The following is a 17,314-nucleotide window of genomic DNA, read 5'->3' on the forward strand; positions in this document are numbered from 1 at the left end:
CGTTGGACTGAGCCATGCAGATCACTTCCCATGCCTTCAAGTCGAACTCCGTCACCGCGCTCGCCAATCCGGACCTGCAGCGGGCGATGGGCAATGTCGAGCAGGGCTTCATCGGCAAGCGGCAGAAGGCGGTCGACGCGCTGCCGGAGTTCGATGCCCTCAGAGACAGCGCGGTGGCGATCAAGCAGCACACGCTGAAGCATCTCGACCTCTACATCGAGGCCTATGCGGCGAAGGTCGAGGCGGCCGGGGGCACCGTGCATTTCGCCGAGGATGCCGACCATGCGAAGGCGATCTTCCTCGCCATCGCCCGGCGGCGCGGGGCGAAGACCGTCACCAAGGGCAAGACCATGGTGTCGGAGGAGATCGGCCTCAACGCCTTCCTCGAGGCGAACGGCATCGTGCCGGTCGAGACCGATCTCGGCGAATACATCATCCAGCTCAGGGGCGAGCATCCGAGCCACATCATCGCGCCGGCGGTGCACCTGACGCGCGAGCAGGTCGAGGCCGACTTCCGCCGCGTCCACACCCATCTCGACCCCTTGCGCAACCTCACCGAGCCGGTGACGCTGCTGTCGGAGGCGCGCACCATCCTGCGCCAGAAATACGCCGAGGCCGATATTGGCGTCACCGGCGCGAACTTCCTGATCGCCGAGACCGGCTCCTCGGTGATCGTCACCAATGAGGGCAATGGCGACCTGACGCAGTTGCTCGGCAAGTGCCACGTCGTCTTCGCCTCGATCGAGAAGATGGTGCCGACGCTGGAGGACACCGCGCAGATCCTGCGCGTCCTCGCGCGTTCCGCTACGGGGCAGGAGTCCACTGTCTACGCCACGTTCTCGACCGGGCCGAAGCGGCCAGAGGACGTCGACGGGCCGGAGGAATACCACGTCATCCTCCTCGACAATGGCCGTTCGGCGATGCTCGGCACCGAGTTCGAGGACATGCTGCGCTGCATCCGCTGCGGCGCCTGCATGAACCATTGCCCGGTCTACCACGCGGTCGGCGGCCACACCTACGGCTCGGTCTATCCCGGCCCGATGGGCGCCGTGCTGACGCCGGGCCTCTCCGGCATCGACAAGGCCGGCAACCTGCCGAATGCCTCGACCTTCTGCGGCCGCTGCGAATCCGTCTGCCCGATGCACATCCCGCTGCCGAAGATGATGCGGCACTGGCGCGAGAAGGAGTTCGAGCAGCACCTGCAGCCGAAGGCCGCCCGCAGTGGCCTTGGCGTCTGGGCCTTCGCCGCGCGGCGCCCGGCGCTCTACCGCACGCTGGTCTCGTTTGCGATGCCGATCCTGTCGGCGATGGCCGGGGCCAAGCGGCGCTTCGCCGCGCTGCCGCTCGCCGGCGGCTGGACGAAATGGCGCGATCTGCCGGCGCCGGAGGGGCGCACCTTCCTGCAGCAGGTCCGGCAAGGCGAGCGCCCGGCGGTCTCAGCGCGCGGCATGGTCCTGCCCAAGGCCCGGCTGCCGATCGCCGCGGCCAAGGCCGCCGCCGCGCGCGCTGCCGCGGCCGAAGCGCTGGATGCCGCGACCACCGCGGCGAAAGCGGCCGCGACGGCAGCGGCTGCCGCCACCAGCGGCACGGGAGCTTCGGCATGAGCGGCTCGGCCCGCGAGGCCATGCTGTCGCGCATCCGCCACGCCAATGGCGGGCGGCCGCGCGATCCCGAGCGGCAGGCCGCCGTCGACGCGCGCCTTGCCGGTGCACCGATCGGCGTCATCCCCGCCCGCGGTCAGCTCGATGCCGCCGGCCGCAAGGCGATGTTCAAGATGATGGCGGAGGCGGCGAGCGCGACCATCGCCGAGGTCGCGGGCTACGCCGATCTGCCGAAGGCCGTCGCCGACTATCTGCGCCTCAACAATTTTCCCGCGACGATCCGCATGGGCAGCGATCCGAGGCTCGCCGAGGGCGACTACGCCGACACCGCGCTGACCGTCGCGTACGGTCCCAGCGCCGGCGATGACCTCAACGGCCTGTCGCATGCCGAGGGCGGCATTGCCGAGACCGGCACGCTGATGCTCCTCTCCGGTCCCGACAACCCGACGACGCTGAACTTCCTGCCGGAGAACCATATCGTGGTGCTCAAGGCCGATGCCATCGTCGGCGGCATGGAGGCGCTCTGGCCGCTCGTCCGGGCGCGGCAAGGCAAGGGCAAGATGCCACGCTCGGTCAATTTCATCACCGGCCCCTCGCGGTCGGCCGACATCGAGCAGAAGCTGCTGCTCGGCGCCCATGGGCCGCGGGCCCTGCACATCATCCTCGTGGGATAGGACGGATCCGCGTCCTTCGCAGGACGTCTGGGGCGGCTGGTCGACCCCTGCTCGGCCGCCAGGCGTCGTGTTGACGCACGGGGGACGCGGCTTCCTTGTGACCTTGATGGGAGCAGCGCCAACCGCCGAGGAGGCGACCGGAGCGCACGACGTGTCGCCGGACAGCGCCGTCAGCGGCTGGCGAAACGCCGGCGCACCTCCGCCACGACCGCCGCCTCGGCGGCATCGCGCGGGGCCTTCGCCATCACGAGACAGGCCTCCGAGGCGAGGATCAGGCCATCGCTTAGAACCTTCAACGCGTTCGCCCTTAGCGTCGAGCCGGTGGAGGTGATGTCGACGATGATGTCGGCGGACCCTGCGGCCGGCGCACCCTCGGTGGCGCCGAGGCTCTCGACGATGCGGTAGCTCTGGATCCCGTGACGGCGGGTGAAAAACTCTTGCGTCAGCCGCTGGTACTTCGTCGCGATCCGCAGGCGCCGGTGGTGCTTCTGGCGAAAGCTGGCTGCGACATCGCCGAGATCCTCCATCCGGTCGACGTCGACCCAGGCCTCCGGCACCGCGACGATGACGTCGGCCTGGCCGAAGCCGAGCCGCGCGACGATCTCGACCTTCTGGTCCGCGTCCGCGATCGTCTCGCGCACCAGGTCCTCGCCGGTGACGCCGAAGGCAATGCTGCCGCTGGCCAGCTCGCGGGCGATCTCCGAGGCCGAGAGCAGGACGACGTCCAGCCCCTCGATGCCGGAGACGCTGGTGCGGTAGCTGCGGGCATCCTCGGCGCCGGCGATCTCGATGCCGGCGGCGGCCAGCGCTGCGACCGCGTCCTCCTTCATCCGGCCCTTGGACGGGATGGCAAGCGTCAGCGTCATGCGGCCTCTCCTGCATCGGGGGCGAGCGCGGCGATGCGGTCGAGCCAGAGCGAAAAGCCGACCGCGGGGATCGGCACGGTGGCGCCGAGATAGGTCAGCAGCCGGTCGTACCGCCCGCCGCCGACCAGCGGCTGGGCAGCCCCCGGCGCCCGGATCTCGAACACCATGCCGGTGTAGTAGTCGATCGCCCGGCCAAAAGCCGCACGGTAGCGCACCGCGGAGAGATCAACGCCTGCTTCTGCCAGCGCGAGGTTGCGCTGCTCGAAGACGGTGAGCGCGGCGCCGAGCTCGATGCCGCTCTCCGCCGACAGGCCGCGCAACAGCCGCGAGGCGTCGGACAGCGGGCAGTCGATCGACAGGAAGCGGCGCAGCAGCTGCAGCGAGCTCTCCGAGAGGCTCGCCTCGGCGACCGCCACCTTCTCGATCAGCCGCGCGGCGATCTCGGCCGGCGTCCGGCTGGCCGAGGGCGACAGCCCGCCCGCCTCCATCCGCGCCCGCACCGCCTGGATCAGGCCCACCATGTCGCGGTTCTTGGCCAGCGCGTGGAGGTCGGCGGCGAGGCCTTGCAGCGCCTGCCCGTCATGCCGGGCGAGATCGCCGAGCGCAGCACCCAGCAGCGTATCGTCACCGAAGGTGCGCACCAGCCGGCGCTGCCAGCCATCGGGCAGGCCGAGCGCGGCGAGGAACGCCTCGAAGAGGCCCTGGTCGCCCAGAACGATGTCGAGCGGCACGGGGCCTGCCGCGGTCTCGAGCCCGGCCAGCGCATCGGCCAGCGCCCGCGCATCGGCGCGCGCCCGGTCGGGATCGCCGAGGTCCTCGATGCCGGCCTGGCGGAACTCCGAGCCCTCCGCCCGCATCTGCCGGAAGACGAGGCCGAGATAGGCATAGCGCCGCGGCAGCGCCGCGCCCTCGGCTATGTGCGAGAGGCAGACGGGGATGGTGAAGTCGGGCCGCAGGCACAGCGTCTCCCCGCTCTCGCCGCGGGTGAGGAAGATGCGCCGTCGCAGAGCCTCGCCGGCGGTGTCGAGATAGGGGTCCGCCGGCTGGATGACCGGCACCGTCACGGCAAAGGTCGAGCGCGCGGCGAAAAGGTTCTCGAGGGCGACATCCATCGCCGGGGGCACGGACGGAGCCATCGCGTCAGTCCTCGGTGCCGACGCGCCCATCGGCGTCGTCGGGCGTGCGCTCGCCAAGACGGTCCGCCGCTTGCGCGGCAAGGATCGCCCTCACAGTCGCCAGCAACTCAGCCTCGGGCACCGTCACCTGCGCCGGACGGGTGGCCCGCCAGGTGGCGTTGTCGGCGATGGTCTCGGAGATCCGCTTGCCCTCGACGAGGTCCTTCACCTGCACCATGCCGGCGGCCTTCTCGTCGCCGCCCTGGATCACCACCAGCGGCGCGTTGCGGCTGTCGGCATAGGCCAGCTGCTTGCCGAACTGCTTCGGATTGCCCTGGAACATCTCGACGGGCACGACGGGCCCGACGAACTGGCCGTCGGCGTCCCTCGGGTTCAGCCCATCGCGCAGGAGCGTCGTCAGCCGCTGGTAGTCGGCCAACCGGTCGCGGTCCATCACGGTCACTACGACCGGGCCGACGCGGTCCTCGCTGCCGAGGCGGCCGAGGTTCTTCAGCGCCGTCATCAGCCGGGAGACGCCGATCGAGAAGCCGGTCGCCGGCACCGCCTCGCCACGGAAGCGCGCGATCAGCCCGTCATAGCGCCCGCCGCCGCCGACCGAGCCGAACTGGACCTTCTGGCCCTTCTCGTTGGTGACGTCGAACAGCAGCTCGGCCTCGTAGACCGGGCCGGTATAGTATTCGAGGCCGCGCACGACCGAGGTGTCGATCAGCACGCGCGCGTCGTCATAGCCGCCGGCCCGGCACATCGACCGAATCTGCTCGAGCTCGCCGAGCCCTTCGGCCACCCGCGCATTCTCGCCGAAGGCCTCGCGGGCCTTGGCGATGCGCACGGAGCCCGGACCTTCGGCATCCACCGCCTCGGCGGCGAGACCGGTGATGTCGAACAGCCGCAGCACCCGGTCGATGCTATCCGCATCCAGCTCGGCGCCCTTGGTGAAGTCGCCCTTGCCGCCGCTGTCGTCGAGCCGGCCCTTGCCGAGCAGCTCGCGCACGCCGGCGATGCCGAACTTGTCGAGCTTATCGAGCGCGCGGAGCACGGTCAGCCGCCGCCCGGCATTCTCGTCGCCGCCGAGGCCGATCGCCTCGAGCACGCCGTCGAGCACTTTCCGGTTGTTGACCCGGATGACGTAGTCGCCGCGGGCGATGCCGAGCGCTTCCATCACGTCGGCCATCATCATGCACATCTCGGCATCGGCCGCGACCGATGGCGCGCCGACCGAGTCCGCGTCGAACTGCATGAACTGACGGAAGCGGCCCGGACCCGGCTTCTCGTTGCGGAAGACGTAGCCAGCGCGGTAGCTGCGATAGGGTTTCGGCAGCGCGTCGAAATTCTCGGCGACATAGCGGGCGAGCGGCGCGGTGAGGTCGTAGCGCAGGCTTAGCCACTGCTCGTCGTCGTCCTGCAGCGAAAACACGCCCTCGTTCGGGCGGTCGCTGTCAGGCAGGAATTTCCCGAGCGCATCGGTGTACTCGAAGAACGGCGTCTCGACCGGCTCGAAGCCGTAGCGCTCATAGACGCTCTTGATGACGCCGAGCATCTTCTCCTGCGCCCGCAGATCGTCCGGACCACGGTCGCCGAACCCGCGCGGCTGCCGCGCCTTCACCTTGATGGGCTTGGAAGCCATGTTCTGCCGCCTGAAACGCGCGCCGATCCACCACCCTCGCGGAGAGGGCAGGCGATCGCCTGGTTGCTGAATGTGCTGGGGGCTTAGCCGATAGGCGGCGGAGGGACAAGCGGAAGGGGAAAGGCGAGCCGAGGGTGGCACTGCCGGCACGACCGACTTAAGAGCCACTGCCAACTGTGCAAGGATGAAGGTGTCGACCTCTCAAGCTCGTCATCCCGGCCTTGAGCCGGGATCCATTCCTCAGCGCGTCAGCCGTAGTCCGGCTCAGGAATGTCCAACCTCGTAGCTGTCCCCGACGATTTGGAATGGATCCCGGGTCAAGCCCGGGATGAAGAAGCGTGGACGGAGGCAACTCGTCTCCGGGGCGTAAGCTTAGTTGTTCGGGCCGTCGATCCGGCTCGGCTGCACCGGGTCGGACGCGGGGAACGTGTCGTCGACGGCGTCGTCGCGGCTTTCTTCCTTGGTCATTTTCCGCTCCTGGTCGCCGGGCGTCGGCTTGTCGTCGCGCATCGGCTGGGCGGGCGGGGTCTTCTTGATGTCGTCGGTCATGTCGATCTCCTCAGGTGTCGGCAGAGCAACGACGATCGGTCATGCCTGTTCCCGCTCCAGCAGCGCAGCGGGCGAACAGACCGGCAATACCTGCGGCGATCATCGGTCCGGCGCCGGACCCACGTCTTTCGCCGTCACACCTCCCGCTGCAACGCCTCGATCGCCTCGTCGAGCTCGAACACCGGCGGGCGGTCGAGCAGGCGTCCGAGCTGCTGCTTGACCTCCTCGCGGACGCCGCGCGTCTCGTCGAGGATCGTCTTGGTGCGCAGGAAGTCGAGCACGCCGTAGCGGGAGACCGGCGGCCGGAACAGGAGGTCGGGCGGGTCGATCAGGAGTTTTGTCTCGATGATCGACTGCTGCATCAGCTGCGAGGCGCCGATCATTGCTTCGACGGGGGTCGGCAGTTTCTCGGCGTCGCCCTCGGGCCCGCCATTGACGTCGACGGCGACGATCACCTCGGCAGCGTCGCGCAACTGGTCGAAGGGGAGGGGATTGTAGATGCCGCCGTCCACCAGCACGAGGCCATCGCGCCGCACCGGGCGGAACACGGCCGGCAGAGCCGCCGAGGCCGCGAGCGCACTCATCAGGTCGCCGGTGCGGATCGCCAACGCCCGCCGGGCGTAGAAGTCCGTCGCCATCACCGTCGTCGGGATCTCGAGGGCGTCGAAGTCGATGTGCATCGCCGGCGGCAGGAAGGCGCCAAGCACCCGCCGTGCGTTAAGCTGGCCAAGGCGAAAGCCGCCATCGGCCCAGAAGTCGGCGAGCGTCGGCGGGCGCGTCGCCCAGAGCCTGCCGGCCAGGAGACGGGGGCTGGCAAAGCTTGCCAGTGCGAAATCCTCGATCTCCGCCCCCGACATGCCGGAGGCATAGGCCGCCCCGAAGATCGCGCCGATCGACGAGCCGGCGATGTGCGCCGGCTTGATGCCGAGTTCGTCGAAGGTCGAGAGCACGTGGATGTGCGCGAGGCCCCGCGCCCCGCCGCCCCCCAGCGCAAGGCCGATGCGGCGGGGTTTGGCCATTGTCAGGCGCCGGCGGGGCCGACGGTGACGACGGTCGGGTCGGCCGACAGCAGCTTCTGGCCCATGCGCTTGACGTCGTCGAGCGTGACGGCGTCGATCAGGCCCTGGCGCTTGTCGATATAGTCGATGCCGAGATTGTCGAGCTGGATGCCGACGAGGGTGGAAGCGATCGACAGCGAGGAGTCGAGGTTCTGGATGGCGTAGGAGCCCTTCACGAAGGACTTCGCCTTGTCGAGCTCGGCCTGCGTCGGGCCCTCATCGGCCATGCGCTTCATCTCCTTGCGGATGATGTCGATCGATTCCTGCGCCTTGTCGGCCCGGGTCGCGGTCGAGGCGCCGAGCACGGCGGCATGGTCATAGGAGGCGAGGAAGGAGTTCGCGCCGTAGGCAAGGCCCCGCTTCTCGCGGACTTCCTGGTAAAGCCGCGAGGAGAACGAGCCGCCGCCAAGGATGTGGTTCATCAGATAGGCCGCGAAGAAGTCCTTGTCGTCGCGCTTGATGCCCGGCAGCGCGAACTGGATCGTCGTCTGCGGCACATCGAGCGTCACCGCCGCGGTCTTGCCGGTCACCGGCACGGCGTCAGCGATGACGGGGAGCGTCGCCTTGGCCGGCAGCGCGCCGAACACCGCGTCGAGCTGCTTGCCGAGTTCCGTCGCATCGATCGCCCCGACGACGCCGACGACGAGGTTGTCCTTGGCGAAGCCGTTCTTGCGGAAGTTCTCGAGATCGGCCTTCTCGACCTTGTTCAGCGTCTCGACGGTGCCGTCGCTCGGCCGGCTGTAGGGATGCCCGGGGAAGACCGCGCCGCGCCAGGCCTTGGAGGCGAGCTGGCCCGGATCGTTCTCGTTGGCGATGATGCCGGTCTCGATCTGGCCGCGGATCCGCGCCACCGGCTCGTCGTCGAAGCGCGGCTCGTTGACCGAGAGGCGCAGCAGGTTGAAGGCCTCGGACTCGTTCTCCACGAGCGTCCGGAACGAGCCGGAGAAGTTGTCGTAGCTCGCGGTGTAGGACAGGCTGACGCCGAGATTGTCGAGCTTCTCTTGGAAGCTGCGGCTGTCGATGTCGCCGGCGCCCTCGTCGAGCAGGCCCGACATGAGGTTTCCGGTGCCGTCCTTGCCCTCGGCATCGGCGGTCGAGCCGGCGCCCTTGAACGAGAAGTTCACGGCGATCAGCGGGTTGGTGTAGTCCTCGACAAGCAGCGCCTTGATGCCGCCCGGGCTGGTCACCTGCTTGATTTCGACGGCCTCGGCCGGCGAAAGCGCGAAGAAGGAGAGGCCGGCGGTGAGGGCGAGCGCGGCGATCGGGCGTAGCGTGATCTGCGTCATGTAAACCTCGATCTCAGGAGCGGACGGCGGGGGCGGCGGGCAGCAAATAGCCGGTGACCGACCGTTTCGGGTCCAGATACTTGCGGGCGACGGCGTTGACGCTGTCGACGGTGACGGCCTCGATCCGCTGGGGATAGCTGTCGACGTCGGCGATGGTGCGGCCGGTGGAGATCGCCGCGCCGTAGCGGCGGGCGAGCGCCGTCTGGCTGTCGCGCTCGTAGATCACGGCCTTGCGCACGCGGTTCTTGGCGCGCTCCAGCTCTTCCGGTGTGATGCCGTCCTTCAGGATCTTCGCGATCTCCGCGTCGATCGAGCCTTCGACCTTGGCGATATCGGCGGTGCCGCGCGGCGTGCCGTAAACGCCGAACTCGCCTTCCTTCAGCGCCGAGCTGGAATTATAGGCACCGACGCCGGCGGCGATCGCCTGGTCGACGACGAGCGCACGGTAGAGCCGGCTGGTCGTGCCGCTGTCGAGGACGTCGGCGAGCACATCGAGTGCCTCGGCCTCGCCCGGTGCCGCCGTGGTGTCGGACGGCACGAGGTAGGAGCGCTGCATGGTCGGCTGGGTGACGCGCGCGTCACTGAGTGTCACCGTGCGGGCCGCCAGCGGCTCGGGCTCGGTCGGGCGCAAGGCTGCCCGGTCGCCGGGCTCGGCGCGGCGCTTGACTTTGCCGAAGGTCTTTTCGGCGAGCGCGCGCACCTCGTCCGTTGTCACGTCGCCGGCGATGATCAGCGTCGCGTTGTTCGGTGTATAGTAGCGGTTGTACCAGGCGATCGCGTCCTCGCGCGACAGCTTCTCCATCTCGTGCCGCCAGCCGATGACCGGGATGCCGTAATGGCTGTTCTGGTAGAGCGTCGCCTGCAGCGCTTCCTGCAACTGGGCAGAGGGGTCGTTGTCGGTGCGCTGGCGGCGCTCCTCGAGGATCACGTTGCGCTCAGGCAGCACTGCCTCGTCGGACAGGATGAGGTTCTCCATCCGGTCGGCCTCGAAGCCCATCATCTCTTCCAACGCGGAGGATGGAATCTGCTGGTAATAGGCGGTGTAGTCGTAGCTGGTGAAGGCGTTCTCCTCGCCGCCGATGTCGGAGACGGCGTTTGAGAAGGTGCCCATCGGATGGGTCTTGGTGCCCTTGAACATCAGGTGCTCGAGGAAGTGGGCGATGCCCGAGGTGCCGGCGACCTCGTCGGCCGAGCCCGCCTTGTACCAGACCATCTGGGTGACGACCGGAGCGCGGCGGTCCGGCAGGACGACGACCTGCATGCCGTTTTCCAGCATGAAGCTCTCGTTCTTCGGGCGCTTGGCTTCCGCCTCGGCCATCCGTTCGGCCGGTGTCTGGGCCGGCGCGGGGGCGGCGGCGGTCGTCGCGGCGACTGGCTTGGCGGCGTCCTCGGCGAAGGCTGTGAGCGGCAGGAGACTGATCGAGAGGGCGAGAGCGGAACCCCCCGCATGCCTGGCAAAACGATGCATCGTCGGTTCGATCCCTGTGCTTTTTCGTTCTCGTGCGGCAGCTATGGCTGCTCCGCGCTATGGGTGCCAATTAAGTTTTAGTTAGGTCGCCCGCGGCGTGGCCCAGCGCTACCCGGCGGCTGAGGGATCGGGCGGTCTCCGGCGGATAGCGAACCGCCCGGCCGATGCTCACGCCGCGGCGAAGCGCAGGAACCGCAGGACCGTGTCGCCGGTCGGGCGGCTGTCGTCGAGGACGAAGCCCGCCGGCAGCTGGAAGCGCGCGCTCGACGCCTCTTCCAGCACGCAGATCGCGCCTTGCTGTAGCCAGCCTTCGTCGCGGGCCGAGGCCAGCGCCTTTTCGCCCAGACCCTTGCCGTAGGGCGGATCGGCGAAGAGGAGGTTGAACGGCTCCAGCGCGCCCGCCGGGCCGAGGCTCGTCGCATCGCGGCGGAACACCCGGGTGATGCCGGTCAGGCCGAAAGCCTCGATATTGCTGCGCAAAAGGCCACGGCCCTCGACGCCCTCTTCGACGAACAGGCAGTAGCGCGCGCCGCGCGACAGCGCCTCGATGCCGAGCGCCCCGGTGCCGGAGAAGAGGTCGAGGACGCGCGCGCCTTCCAGCGGTCGGCTCTTCTGATGCTGCAGGATGTTGAACAGCGTCTCGCGCACCCGGTCCGTGGTCGGGCGGATGGCGTCGGTCTTCGGCGCGGCCAGCGGCCGGCCGCGGAAGGAGCCGCCGACGATGCGCATGGCCTAGCTCCGAGGTCCGCGCTTCGGCCCGCCGGGGCCCTTGCCGTTGCCGCCGCCGGGGCCGCCCCGTGGCGCCCCACGCGGAGCATCACCGCCCCGTGGTCCATCACCGCGGGAGGGTCCGCGGGCAGGGCCATCACTGCGTGGGGTCCGGGGGGCGTCGCTGCGGTCGCCCCGCGGGGCCGAACTGCGAGCGTCGCCGGGCGTCTTGTTGCGGTCGCCGAAACGCGAAGGGGCACCGCTGCGGGCAGGACGCTCGCCACTTTCCTCGCGCGGCTTGCCATAGCTCGGGCGTTCGCCGGCCGGGCGGGCCGATGGCCGTTCGCCAAGGCCGGGGCGACTGCCGGCCGGCCGGGCGGGCCGATCGCCGGCAGGACGTTGGGGACGATCGCCGGTCGGCTTGTCGGCGCCGACGCTCGGCCGGGGACGGTCGCGGCCCTTGGCGCGCTCCTCGCGGGCGGCGAGCTTCTTCTCGCCGACCGGCCGGGCGCCAGGTGCGGTCCAGACATTGGCGTGGCGGCGCGGGCCCATCGGGGTCTTCATCGCCGTGTCGCCGCCGGTGCGCTCCTCGCGGTCGCTGCCACCACGCGGACGGTCGTCCCGCGAACGGTCCGAACGTTCCGGGCGGTCACCGGTGCGCGGACGATCGCTGCGGTCCTCGCGGGGCCGGTCCGGCCGGTCACTCTTGCTGCGGTCGTCGCGGGCACCCGGCCGCGGCGGCTTGGTGTCGAGACGGCCGAGCGCGTCGGTGCGCTTGGCGTCGCCGAACTTGCGCCGGTTCGGGCGTTCGGTGGTGGCCGAGACCCACTCGCTCTTGACCTTCGGCGCCTCGACCTTTTCGGCCTGCACCACGGCATTGGTGAAGGTGGTGATGATCGGCGCGTCGAAATCGGCGCCGGCCTCCTCGATCAGCCGGTCGCCGAGCTGGTCGCGCAGCATGCGGCCGTTGATCTCGCGCACCGAGCCTTCCGGCATGTCGGCAAGCTGGAACGGGCCGAAGGAGATGCGGATCAGCCGGTTCACGTCGAGGCCGAGATGGCCGAGGATGCGCTTAACCTCGCGGTTCTTGCCTTCGCGCAGGCCGAGCGTCAGCCAGACATTGGCGCCCTTCTCGGAATCCAGCGTCGCTTCGACGGCGCCGTAGAACACGCCGTCGATGGCGACGCCCTGGCGCAATTCGTCGAGTTGGGCCTGCGTCACCGTGCCGTGCGCGCGGACGCGGTAGCGGCGGAGCCAGCCGGTCGCCGGCAGCTCAAGGATGCGGGCCAAGCCACCGTCATTGGTGAGGAGCAGCAGGCCCTCGGTGGTAATGTCGAGCCGCCCGACCGAGAGCACCCGCGGCAGGTCTTCCGGCAGGCGGTCGAACACGGTCGGCCGGCCTTCCGGGTCGCGGTTGGTGGTCACGAGGCCGGAAGGCTTGTGGTAGAGCCAGAGCCGGGTGCGCTCGATCGGCGCCAGCGGCTGGTTGTCGATTTCGATCTTGTCGCGGCCGGTGACGGTGACCGCCGGAGTGTCGAGGATCTTGCCGTTCAGCTTGACGCGGCCGTCGGCGATCATGCCCTCGGCGTCGCGGCGCGAGGCAACGCCGGCGCGGGCAAGGCGCTTGGCGATGCGCATCGAGCCGGCCGGCTCGTCCGACGTCGACGCCGTCCGGGACGGGGCGCGGGCATCGTCGCGGGGCTTGCGGTCCGGCTTGTCGCCGCGCGCCTCGCGCTTGTCGCCGCGGGCACCGGCGGGTGCTGCTCCCGGCATCTCGGTGTCGAAGCTCTTGGGGTAGACCTTGCGGGCCGGCGCGTCGCCGAGCGGGCGCGGCTTGAACACGCGCTTCTCGCCGGCGGGCTTGTCCCCGCGCGTTCCACCTTTTTTAGCGTCGTCGCCGTCGTGTCTGTCGGTCATGATCTTTGCCTTTTGCTCGCCGGTGCTTATCAGGTCGGGCCGGGCGCGGCGAGAGGCTGCGCGAGGGGAAGGCCATGGGCCGCGAGAATTACATGGATTTGGCGCTGGAGGAGGCCCGCGCCGCCGCCCTGCGGGGCGAGGTGCCGGTCGGCGCCGTCCTGGTGTCGGGGGAGGCCGTCATCGCCCGCGACGGCAACCGCACGCGCGAGCGGAACGACCCGACGGCGCATGCCGAAATGCTGGTGATCCGCTCGGCCGCCGAAGCGCTCGGGCAGGAGCGCCTCTCCGGCTGCGATCTCTACGTGACGCTGGAGCCTTGCGCGATGTGCGCCGGGGCGATCTCGTTCGCGCGGATCCGGCGGCTCTATTTCGCCGCAAACGATCCGAAAGGCGGCGGCGTCGAGCACGGCGGCCGCTTCTTCGCGCAGCCGACGTGCCACCATGCGCCAGAAGTCTACGCCGGCATCGCCGAGAGCGAGGCGGCCGTCATCCTGCGCGACTTCTTCCAGGCCCGCCGGGACTGATCCGCCCGAAAAGCGCAATCGATCCCGGGCGGGCGGGACGGCCTAGAACGGCAGGATGCCGCGCAAGGTCTCGCCGAAACCCTTCTTCTTGTTCAGCTTGGCTTCCTTCACCTTCTCGTCGACGCCGGGATCGCCGACGGGGGCGCTGGCGGCGGGCTGGCGATAGGCGACCGGCGGTTCGCTGAGATACTTGCGCTGGGTCGGGTTGCCTTGCTTGCTCTCCTGCAGACGCTTCTTGAACGCCTCGCGGCCGGAGTTCAGCTCGTCCGGGCTCAGCGTCGTGCGGCCGCGCTCACTGCTCAGGCGGTCGGTGCCATAGGTGTTGGCGGCGATCTGTTCCTCAGTGATGCCTTCCTTGCGGGAAACCATCACGTCGGCGCTCACCGCACCGCCGGTGTCGCGGGCGTCGGCCGCGGCCTTGATCCGGGCGCTCCGCACTTCCGGCGATTCGGGCCAGTTCGGATCGTTCTCGGCGCTTACGCCGTCGCGCGGCGGCGGCAGGATCGACGTGTCCTTCGGCTTCACCAGCTCCGCACGCGGATTATAGGAGATCGGCTCCTTGTTCGAGGAGCCGAGCGTCAGCATGCCGTCGAGATCGGAGACCATCTGCGCGCCGGCCGACTTGCCCGTTCCGTAGGTCGGTCCCATGCAGCCGGCGAGGCCGAGGGCCGCAAGGCTGACGGCGATCGTGCTGGCGGCGCGAATCTCTCGAAGCTTCATCGTCGTGTCGGCCCCCTTGCCGAATTCCCCGCGACCGAGATCCCCGGATCGCGCCCAGCCATGCTCATTGAATTCTGTCGATTGTCGGGCGAGTTCTACGGCAAGCGCAAGGCTGAGGCAAGAAAGCGGCTGGTGGCGCGGCGGGAACCGCAGATTTGTTCCGGATGTCCCCGCCAATCTTTCGCATGTCCCCGCTTTGCCGCCTCAGACCGCCAGCCGGCCGAGCGCCTTCAGTTCGCGCAGCGCCGCTGCATCGCGGGCCGATACCTCCGGAAACTCGGCATCGTCGCCGACGTCCCGGGTGATCTTCCACGAGCGGGCGCATTTCTGCCCCTCGGCAAGGCCCGGCACCACCGCGACCCCCGGCGTGTCGGCGAGCGCGAAGGCGCCGGTGGGCGCCGGGAACGCGGCGATCACAATGCCGCTGGTGATCGCGATCTCGGCAAAGTCCAGCTCTTCGGCGAGCGCTCGCAGGCCGGCATCCTCGATGTGGACGGTCGGCGCTGCCTCCAGCGAGGAGCCGATGCGCTTGGCCCGCCGCTCCTCCTCCAGCGCGCCGGTGACGACCCGGCGCAACCGCTTGACCTTCTGCCAGCGCGTCGCCAGCGCCTCGTCGAGCCAGGCCGGATCGACGGTGCGGAACTGTTCGAGATGCACCGAGCGGCTCTCCGGATGGCGCGACAGCCAGGCCTCCTCCATGGTGAAGGGCAGCATGGGCGCGAGCCAGGTGACGAGGTGGTCGAAGAGTTCGCGCACCACCTGGATCGCCGCATGCCGGCGCGGCGAGGACGGCGCGTCGCAGTAGAGCGCGTCCTTGCGGATGTCGAAGTAGAAGGCGGACAGCTCCACCGTCATGAAGTCGACGAGCGCACGGCTGACGCGCTTGAAGTCGAAGTCGTCGTAACCCTTGCGCACCACGCGGTCGAGTTCGGCGATCCGGTGCAGCATCAGCCGCTCGAGCTCCGGCATGTCCGCCGGCGCCACCGTCTCGCCGGTGTCGTGCGCGAGCGTGCCGAGCATCCAGCGCATGGTGTTGCGCAGCTTGCGGTAGGCATCGATGTTGGTCTGCAGGATCGTCTTGCCGAGCCGCAGGTCCTCCGAATAGTCGGAGGAGACCACCCAGAGCCGGAGAATGTCGGCGCCGGACTGCTTGATCACCTCCTGCGGTGTGACGACGTTGCCGAGCGACTTCGACATCTTGCGCCCTTCCTCGTCCATGACGAAGCCGTGCGTCAGCACCGCGTCATAGGGCGCCCGGCCGCGGGTGCCGCAGGATTCCAGCAAGGACGAGTGGAACCAGCCGCGGTGCTGGTCGGAGCCTTCGAGGTAGAGATCGGCGGGCCATTTGAGGTCCGGCCGCTTCTCCAGGCAGAAGGCGTGGGTCGAGCCAGAATCGAACCAGACGTCGAGGATGTCGGTGACCATCTTCCACTGGGTGCCGTCATGCTCGTTGCCGAGGAAGCGCTCCTTGGCGCCCTCGGCAAACCAGGCGTCCGCCCCTTCTGCGGCGAAGGCCGCGAGAATCCGCTCGTTGACCGCCTTGTCCTTGAGGATCTTGCCCTCCTCGTCGACGAAGACGGCGATCGGCACGCCCCAGGCGCGCTGGCGGGACAGAACCCAGTCCGGCCGACCCTCGATCATGCCGCGCAGCCGGTTCTGGCCCGAAGCCGGCACGAAGCGCGTCTCCTCGATCGCCTTCAGAGCGCGACCACGCAGCGTGTCGGTCTCGGCGAGCTGGCCTTCGCGCAGGCCGTAACCTTGCAGCTCCTTGTCCATCGACACGAACCACTGCGGCGTGTTGCGGAAGATCACCGGCTTCTTGGAGCGCCAGGAATGCGGATAGGAATGCTTCAGCCGGCCGCGCGCGAGCAGCCGCCCCGCGGAGATCAGCGCGGCGATGATGCGAGCATTGGCGTCGCCCTTCTTGCCCTTGTCGTCGATGACCCGGGCCGGGCCCTCCGGCGCGTCGGGCCCAAAACCCGGCACATCCTTGGTGTAGAAGCCGTCATCGTCGACGGTGAACGGGATGGCGGTGTCGATGCCACGCTGCTCCAGCAGCTTGCGGCTCGACGTCCAGACGTCGAAATCCTCGCGGCCATGGCTCGGCGCGGTGTGCACGAAACCGGTGCCCGCCTCGTCGGTCACATGGTCGCCTTCGAGCAGCGGAACGGGGAAGGTGTAGCCAAGGGCCTCCAGCGGATGGATGAGCATCAGGCCAGCGAGGTCGGCGGCCGAGACGTCGGCGAGGCGAGTGAATCCGCCCTCCGGCACGCGCGCCTTGGCGAAGACGTCGGCGGCGAGAGCGTCGGCCAGGATCAGCTTCTCGCCGAAATTCGCCCAGCGCGGCGCCTCGGCGTCATCCGGCGCGGTCACCTCGTAGAGGCCGTAGGCGACGCGGTCGGAATAGGCGACGGCGCGGTTGCCGGGCATGGTCCAGGGCGTGGTCGTCCAGATCACGACGGACGCCGGCAGAAGGTCCGACAACGTCGCGCCATCGCGTGCGACGAGCCGAACCGGGAACTTCACCCAGACCGTGTCGCTCTCGTAATCCTCGTACTCGATCTCGGCCTCGGCGAGCGCCGTCTTCTCGACCACCGACCACATGATCGGCTTCGAGCCACGGTAGAGCTGGCCGGAGGTGGCGAACTTCAAGAGCTCGCCGGCGATCACCGACTCGGCCTCGAAGTTCATCGTCAAATACGGGTCGGCAAAATCGCCCTCGACGCCGAGGCGGCGGAATTCGGCCGACTGCACGCCGACCCAGTGCGCCGCGAACTCGCGGCATTCCTGGCGGAACTCGTTGACCGGGACCTCGTCCTTGTTCTTGCCCTTGGCGCGGTAGGCCTCCTCGATCTTCCACTCGATCGGCAGGCCGTGGCAGTCCCAGCCCGGCACGTAATTGGCGTCGAAACCGCGCATCTGGAACGAGCGGGTGATGACGTCCTTCAGGATCTTGTTCAGCGCATGGCCGATGTGGAGGTTGCCGTTGGCATAGGGCGGGCCGTCGTGCAGCACGTATTTCGGTCGGCCGGCGGCATCCTCGCGCAGCGCCTTGTAGAGGTTCTCTGAATCCCAGCGGGCGATCCATTCCGGCTCGCGCTGCGGCAGGCCCGCGCGCATCGGAAACTCGGTCTCGGGCAGGAACAGCGTCTTGGAATAGTCGGTGGTGGCGGTGTCGCTCAT

Annotated in this window: 14 protein-coding genes; 3 read left to right on the forward strand and 11 right to left on the reverse strand. The window is 69.1% G+C overall.

Annotated features, from left to right (window positions below; translation table 11 throughout):
* Positions 1-14: 14 nt before the first annotated feature.
* Positions 15-1,604: a LutB/LldF family L-lactate oxidation iron-sulfur protein gene (locus tag ACZLZY_RS04480; RefSeq protein WP_472932239.1), complete on the forward strand. Its 1,590-nt coding sequence runs from the start codon at positions 15-17 to the stop codon at positions 1,602-1,604.
* A complete protein-coding gene (locus ACZLZY_RS04485) occupies positions 1,601-2,275 on the forward strand; it encodes a LutC/YkgG family protein (RefSeq protein ID WP_472932240.1) in 675 nt (224 codons plus the stop codon). The genes ACZLZY_RS04480 and ACZLZY_RS04485 overlap by 4 nt, the downstream gene beginning before the upstream one ends.
* 170 nt (positions 2,276-2,445) lie before the next feature.
* Here ACZLZY_RS04485 and hisG read toward each other — a convergent pair whose 3' ends face one another.
* The 9 genes from hisG to ACZLZY_RS04530 all read right to left on the reverse strand — a co-directional run bounded on the left by hisG (position 2,446) and on the right by ACZLZY_RS04530 (position 12,743).
* The gene (hisG, locus tag ACZLZY_RS04490) at positions 2,446-3,141 is read right to left on the reverse strand and encodes an ATP phosphoribosyltransferase (protein WP_472932241.1); all 696 of its coding nucleotides are present in this window, start codon (positions 3,139-3,141) and stop codon (positions 2,446-2,448) included.
* Positions 3,138-4,277 (reverse strand): ATP phosphoribosyltransferase regulatory subunit, encoded by a 1,140-nt coding sequence (locus tag ACZLZY_RS04495; protein WP_472932242.1) that lies wholly within the window; start codon positions 4,275-4,277, stop codon positions 3,138-3,140. Before ACZLZY_RS04495 ends, hisG begins: the two co-directional genes overlap by 4 nt.
* 4 nt (positions 4,278-4,281) lie before the next feature.
* Positions 4,282-5,901 carry a histidine--tRNA ligase gene (hisS, locus tag ACZLZY_RS04500; RefSeq protein WP_472932243.1) on the reverse strand — a complete coding sequence of 540 codons (1,620 nt, stop codon included), beginning with the start codon at positions 5,899-5,901 and terminating at the stop codon, positions 4,282-4,284.
* 372 nt (positions 5,902-6,273) lie between these two features.
* Positions 6,274-6,450 (reverse strand): hypothetical protein, encoded by a 177-nt coding sequence (locus tag ACZLZY_RS04505; protein WP_472932244.1) that lies wholly within the window; start codon positions 6,448-6,450, stop codon positions 6,274-6,276.
* Between the two features lie 134 nt (positions 6,451-6,584).
* Positions 6,585-7,469 (reverse strand): patatin-like phospholipase family protein, encoded by an 885-nt coding sequence (locus ACZLZY_RS04510; protein ID WP_472932245.1) that lies wholly within the window; start codon positions 7,467-7,469, stop codon positions 6,585-6,587.
* A 2-nt stretch (positions 7,470-7,471) separates the two neighbouring features.
* On the reverse strand, positions 7,472-8,794 hold the full coding sequence (locus ACZLZY_RS04515) for a M16 family metallopeptidase (protein ID WP_472932246.1): 1,323 nt from the start codon (positions 8,792-8,794) through the stop codon (positions 7,472-7,474).
* 13 nt (positions 8,795-8,807) lie between these two features.
* Entirely contained in the window at positions 8,808-10,262 is a 1,455-nt protein-coding gene (locus ACZLZY_RS04520; protein WP_472932247.1) for a M16 family metallopeptidase, read from the reverse strand.
* Between the two features lie 168 nt (positions 10,263-10,430).
* A complete protein-coding gene (rsmD, locus tag ACZLZY_RS04525) occupies positions 10,431-10,991 on the reverse strand; it encodes a 16S rRNA (guanine(966)-N(2))-methyltransferase RsmD (protein WP_472932248.1) in 561 nt (186 codons plus the stop codon).
* A 3-nt stretch (positions 10,992-10,994) separates the two neighbouring features.
* The gene (locus ACZLZY_RS04530) at positions 10,995-12,743 is read right to left on the reverse strand and encodes a pseudouridine synthase (protein WP_472932405.1); all 1,749 of its coding nucleotides are present in this window, start codon (positions 12,741-12,743) and stop codon (positions 10,995-10,997) included.
* A gap of 218 nt (positions 12,744-12,961) precedes the next feature.
* Between ACZLZY_RS04530 and ACZLZY_RS04535 the strand changes: the two genes are divergently transcribed.
* Positions 12,962-13,411: a nucleoside deaminase gene (locus tag ACZLZY_RS04535; RefSeq protein WP_472932249.1), complete on the forward strand. Its 450-nt coding sequence runs from the start codon at positions 12,962-12,964 to the stop codon at positions 13,409-13,411.
* 42 nt (positions 13,412-13,453) lie between these two features.
* Here ACZLZY_RS04535 and ACZLZY_RS04540 read toward each other — a convergent pair whose 3' ends face one another.
* The gene (locus ACZLZY_RS04540; RefSeq protein WP_472932250.1) at positions 13,454-14,131 is read right to left on the reverse strand and encodes a hypothetical protein; all 678 of its coding nucleotides are present in this window, start codon (positions 14,129-14,131) and stop codon (positions 13,454-13,456) included.
* A 204-nt stretch (positions 14,132-14,335) separates the two neighbouring features.
* Positions 14,336-17,314, reverse strand: a complete 2,979-nt coding sequence (gene ileS / locus ACZLZY_RS04545) for an isoleucine--tRNA ligase (protein WP_472932251.1) — start codon at positions 17,312-17,314, stop codon at positions 14,336-14,338.

This window comes from Mesocryomonas lacus, from assembly GCF_055730135.2.

Coding starts and splice junctions, on each gene's coding strand:
- ACZLZY_RS04505 (WP_472932244.1), bottom strand. CDS start 6,450: ATGACCGACGACATCAAGAAGACCCCGCCCGCCCAGCCGATGCGCGAC.
- ACZLZY_RS04485 (WP_472932240.1), top strand. CDS start 1,601: ATGAGCGGCTCGGCCCGCGAGGCCATGCTGTCGCGCATCCGCCACGCC.
- hisG (WP_472932241.1), bottom strand. CDS start 3,141: ATGACGCTGACGCTTGCCATCCCGTCCAAGGGCCGGATGAAGGAGGAC.
- ACZLZY_RS04540 (WP_472932250.1), bottom strand. CDS start 14,131: ATGAAGCTTCGAGAGATTCGCGCCGCCAGCACGATCGCCGTCAGCCTT.
- rsmD (WP_472932248.1), bottom strand. CDS start 10,991: ATGCGCATCGTCGGCGGCTCCTTCCGCGGCCGGCCGCTGGCCGCGCCG.
- ACZLZY_RS04495 (WP_472932242.1), bottom strand. CDS start 4,277: ATGGCTCCGTCCGTGCCCCCGGCGATGGATGTCGCCCTCGAGAACCTT.
- hisS (WP_472932243.1), bottom strand. CDS start 5,901: ATGGCTTCCAAGCCCATCAAGGTGAAGGCGCGGCAGCCGCGCGGGTTC.
- ACZLZY_RS04520 (WP_472932247.1), bottom strand. CDS start 10,262: ATGCATCGTTTTGCCAGGCATGCGGGGGGTTCCGCTCTCGCCCTCTCG.
- ACZLZY_RS04480 (WP_472932239.1), top strand. CDS start 15: ATGCAGATCACTTCCCATGCCTTCAAGTCGAACTCCGTCACCGCGCTC.
- ACZLZY_RS04515 (WP_472932246.1), bottom strand. CDS start 8,794: ATGACGCAGATCACGCTACGCCCGATCGCCGCGCTCGCCCTCACCGCC.
- ileS (WP_472932251.1), bottom strand. CDS start 17,314: ATGAGCGACACCGCCACCACCGACTATTCCAAGACGCTGTTCCTGCCC.
- ACZLZY_RS04530 (WP_472932405.1), bottom strand. CDS start 12,743: ATGCCGGGAGCAGCACCCGCCGGTGCCCGCGGCGACAAGCGCGAGGCG.
- ACZLZY_RS04535 (WP_472932249.1), top strand. CDS start 12,962: ATGGGCCGCGAGAATTACATGGATTTGGCGCTGGAGGAGGCCCGCGCC.
- ACZLZY_RS04510 (WP_472932245.1), bottom strand. CDS start 7,469: ATGGCCAAACCCCGCCGCATCGGCCTTGCGCTGGGGGGCGGCGGGGCG.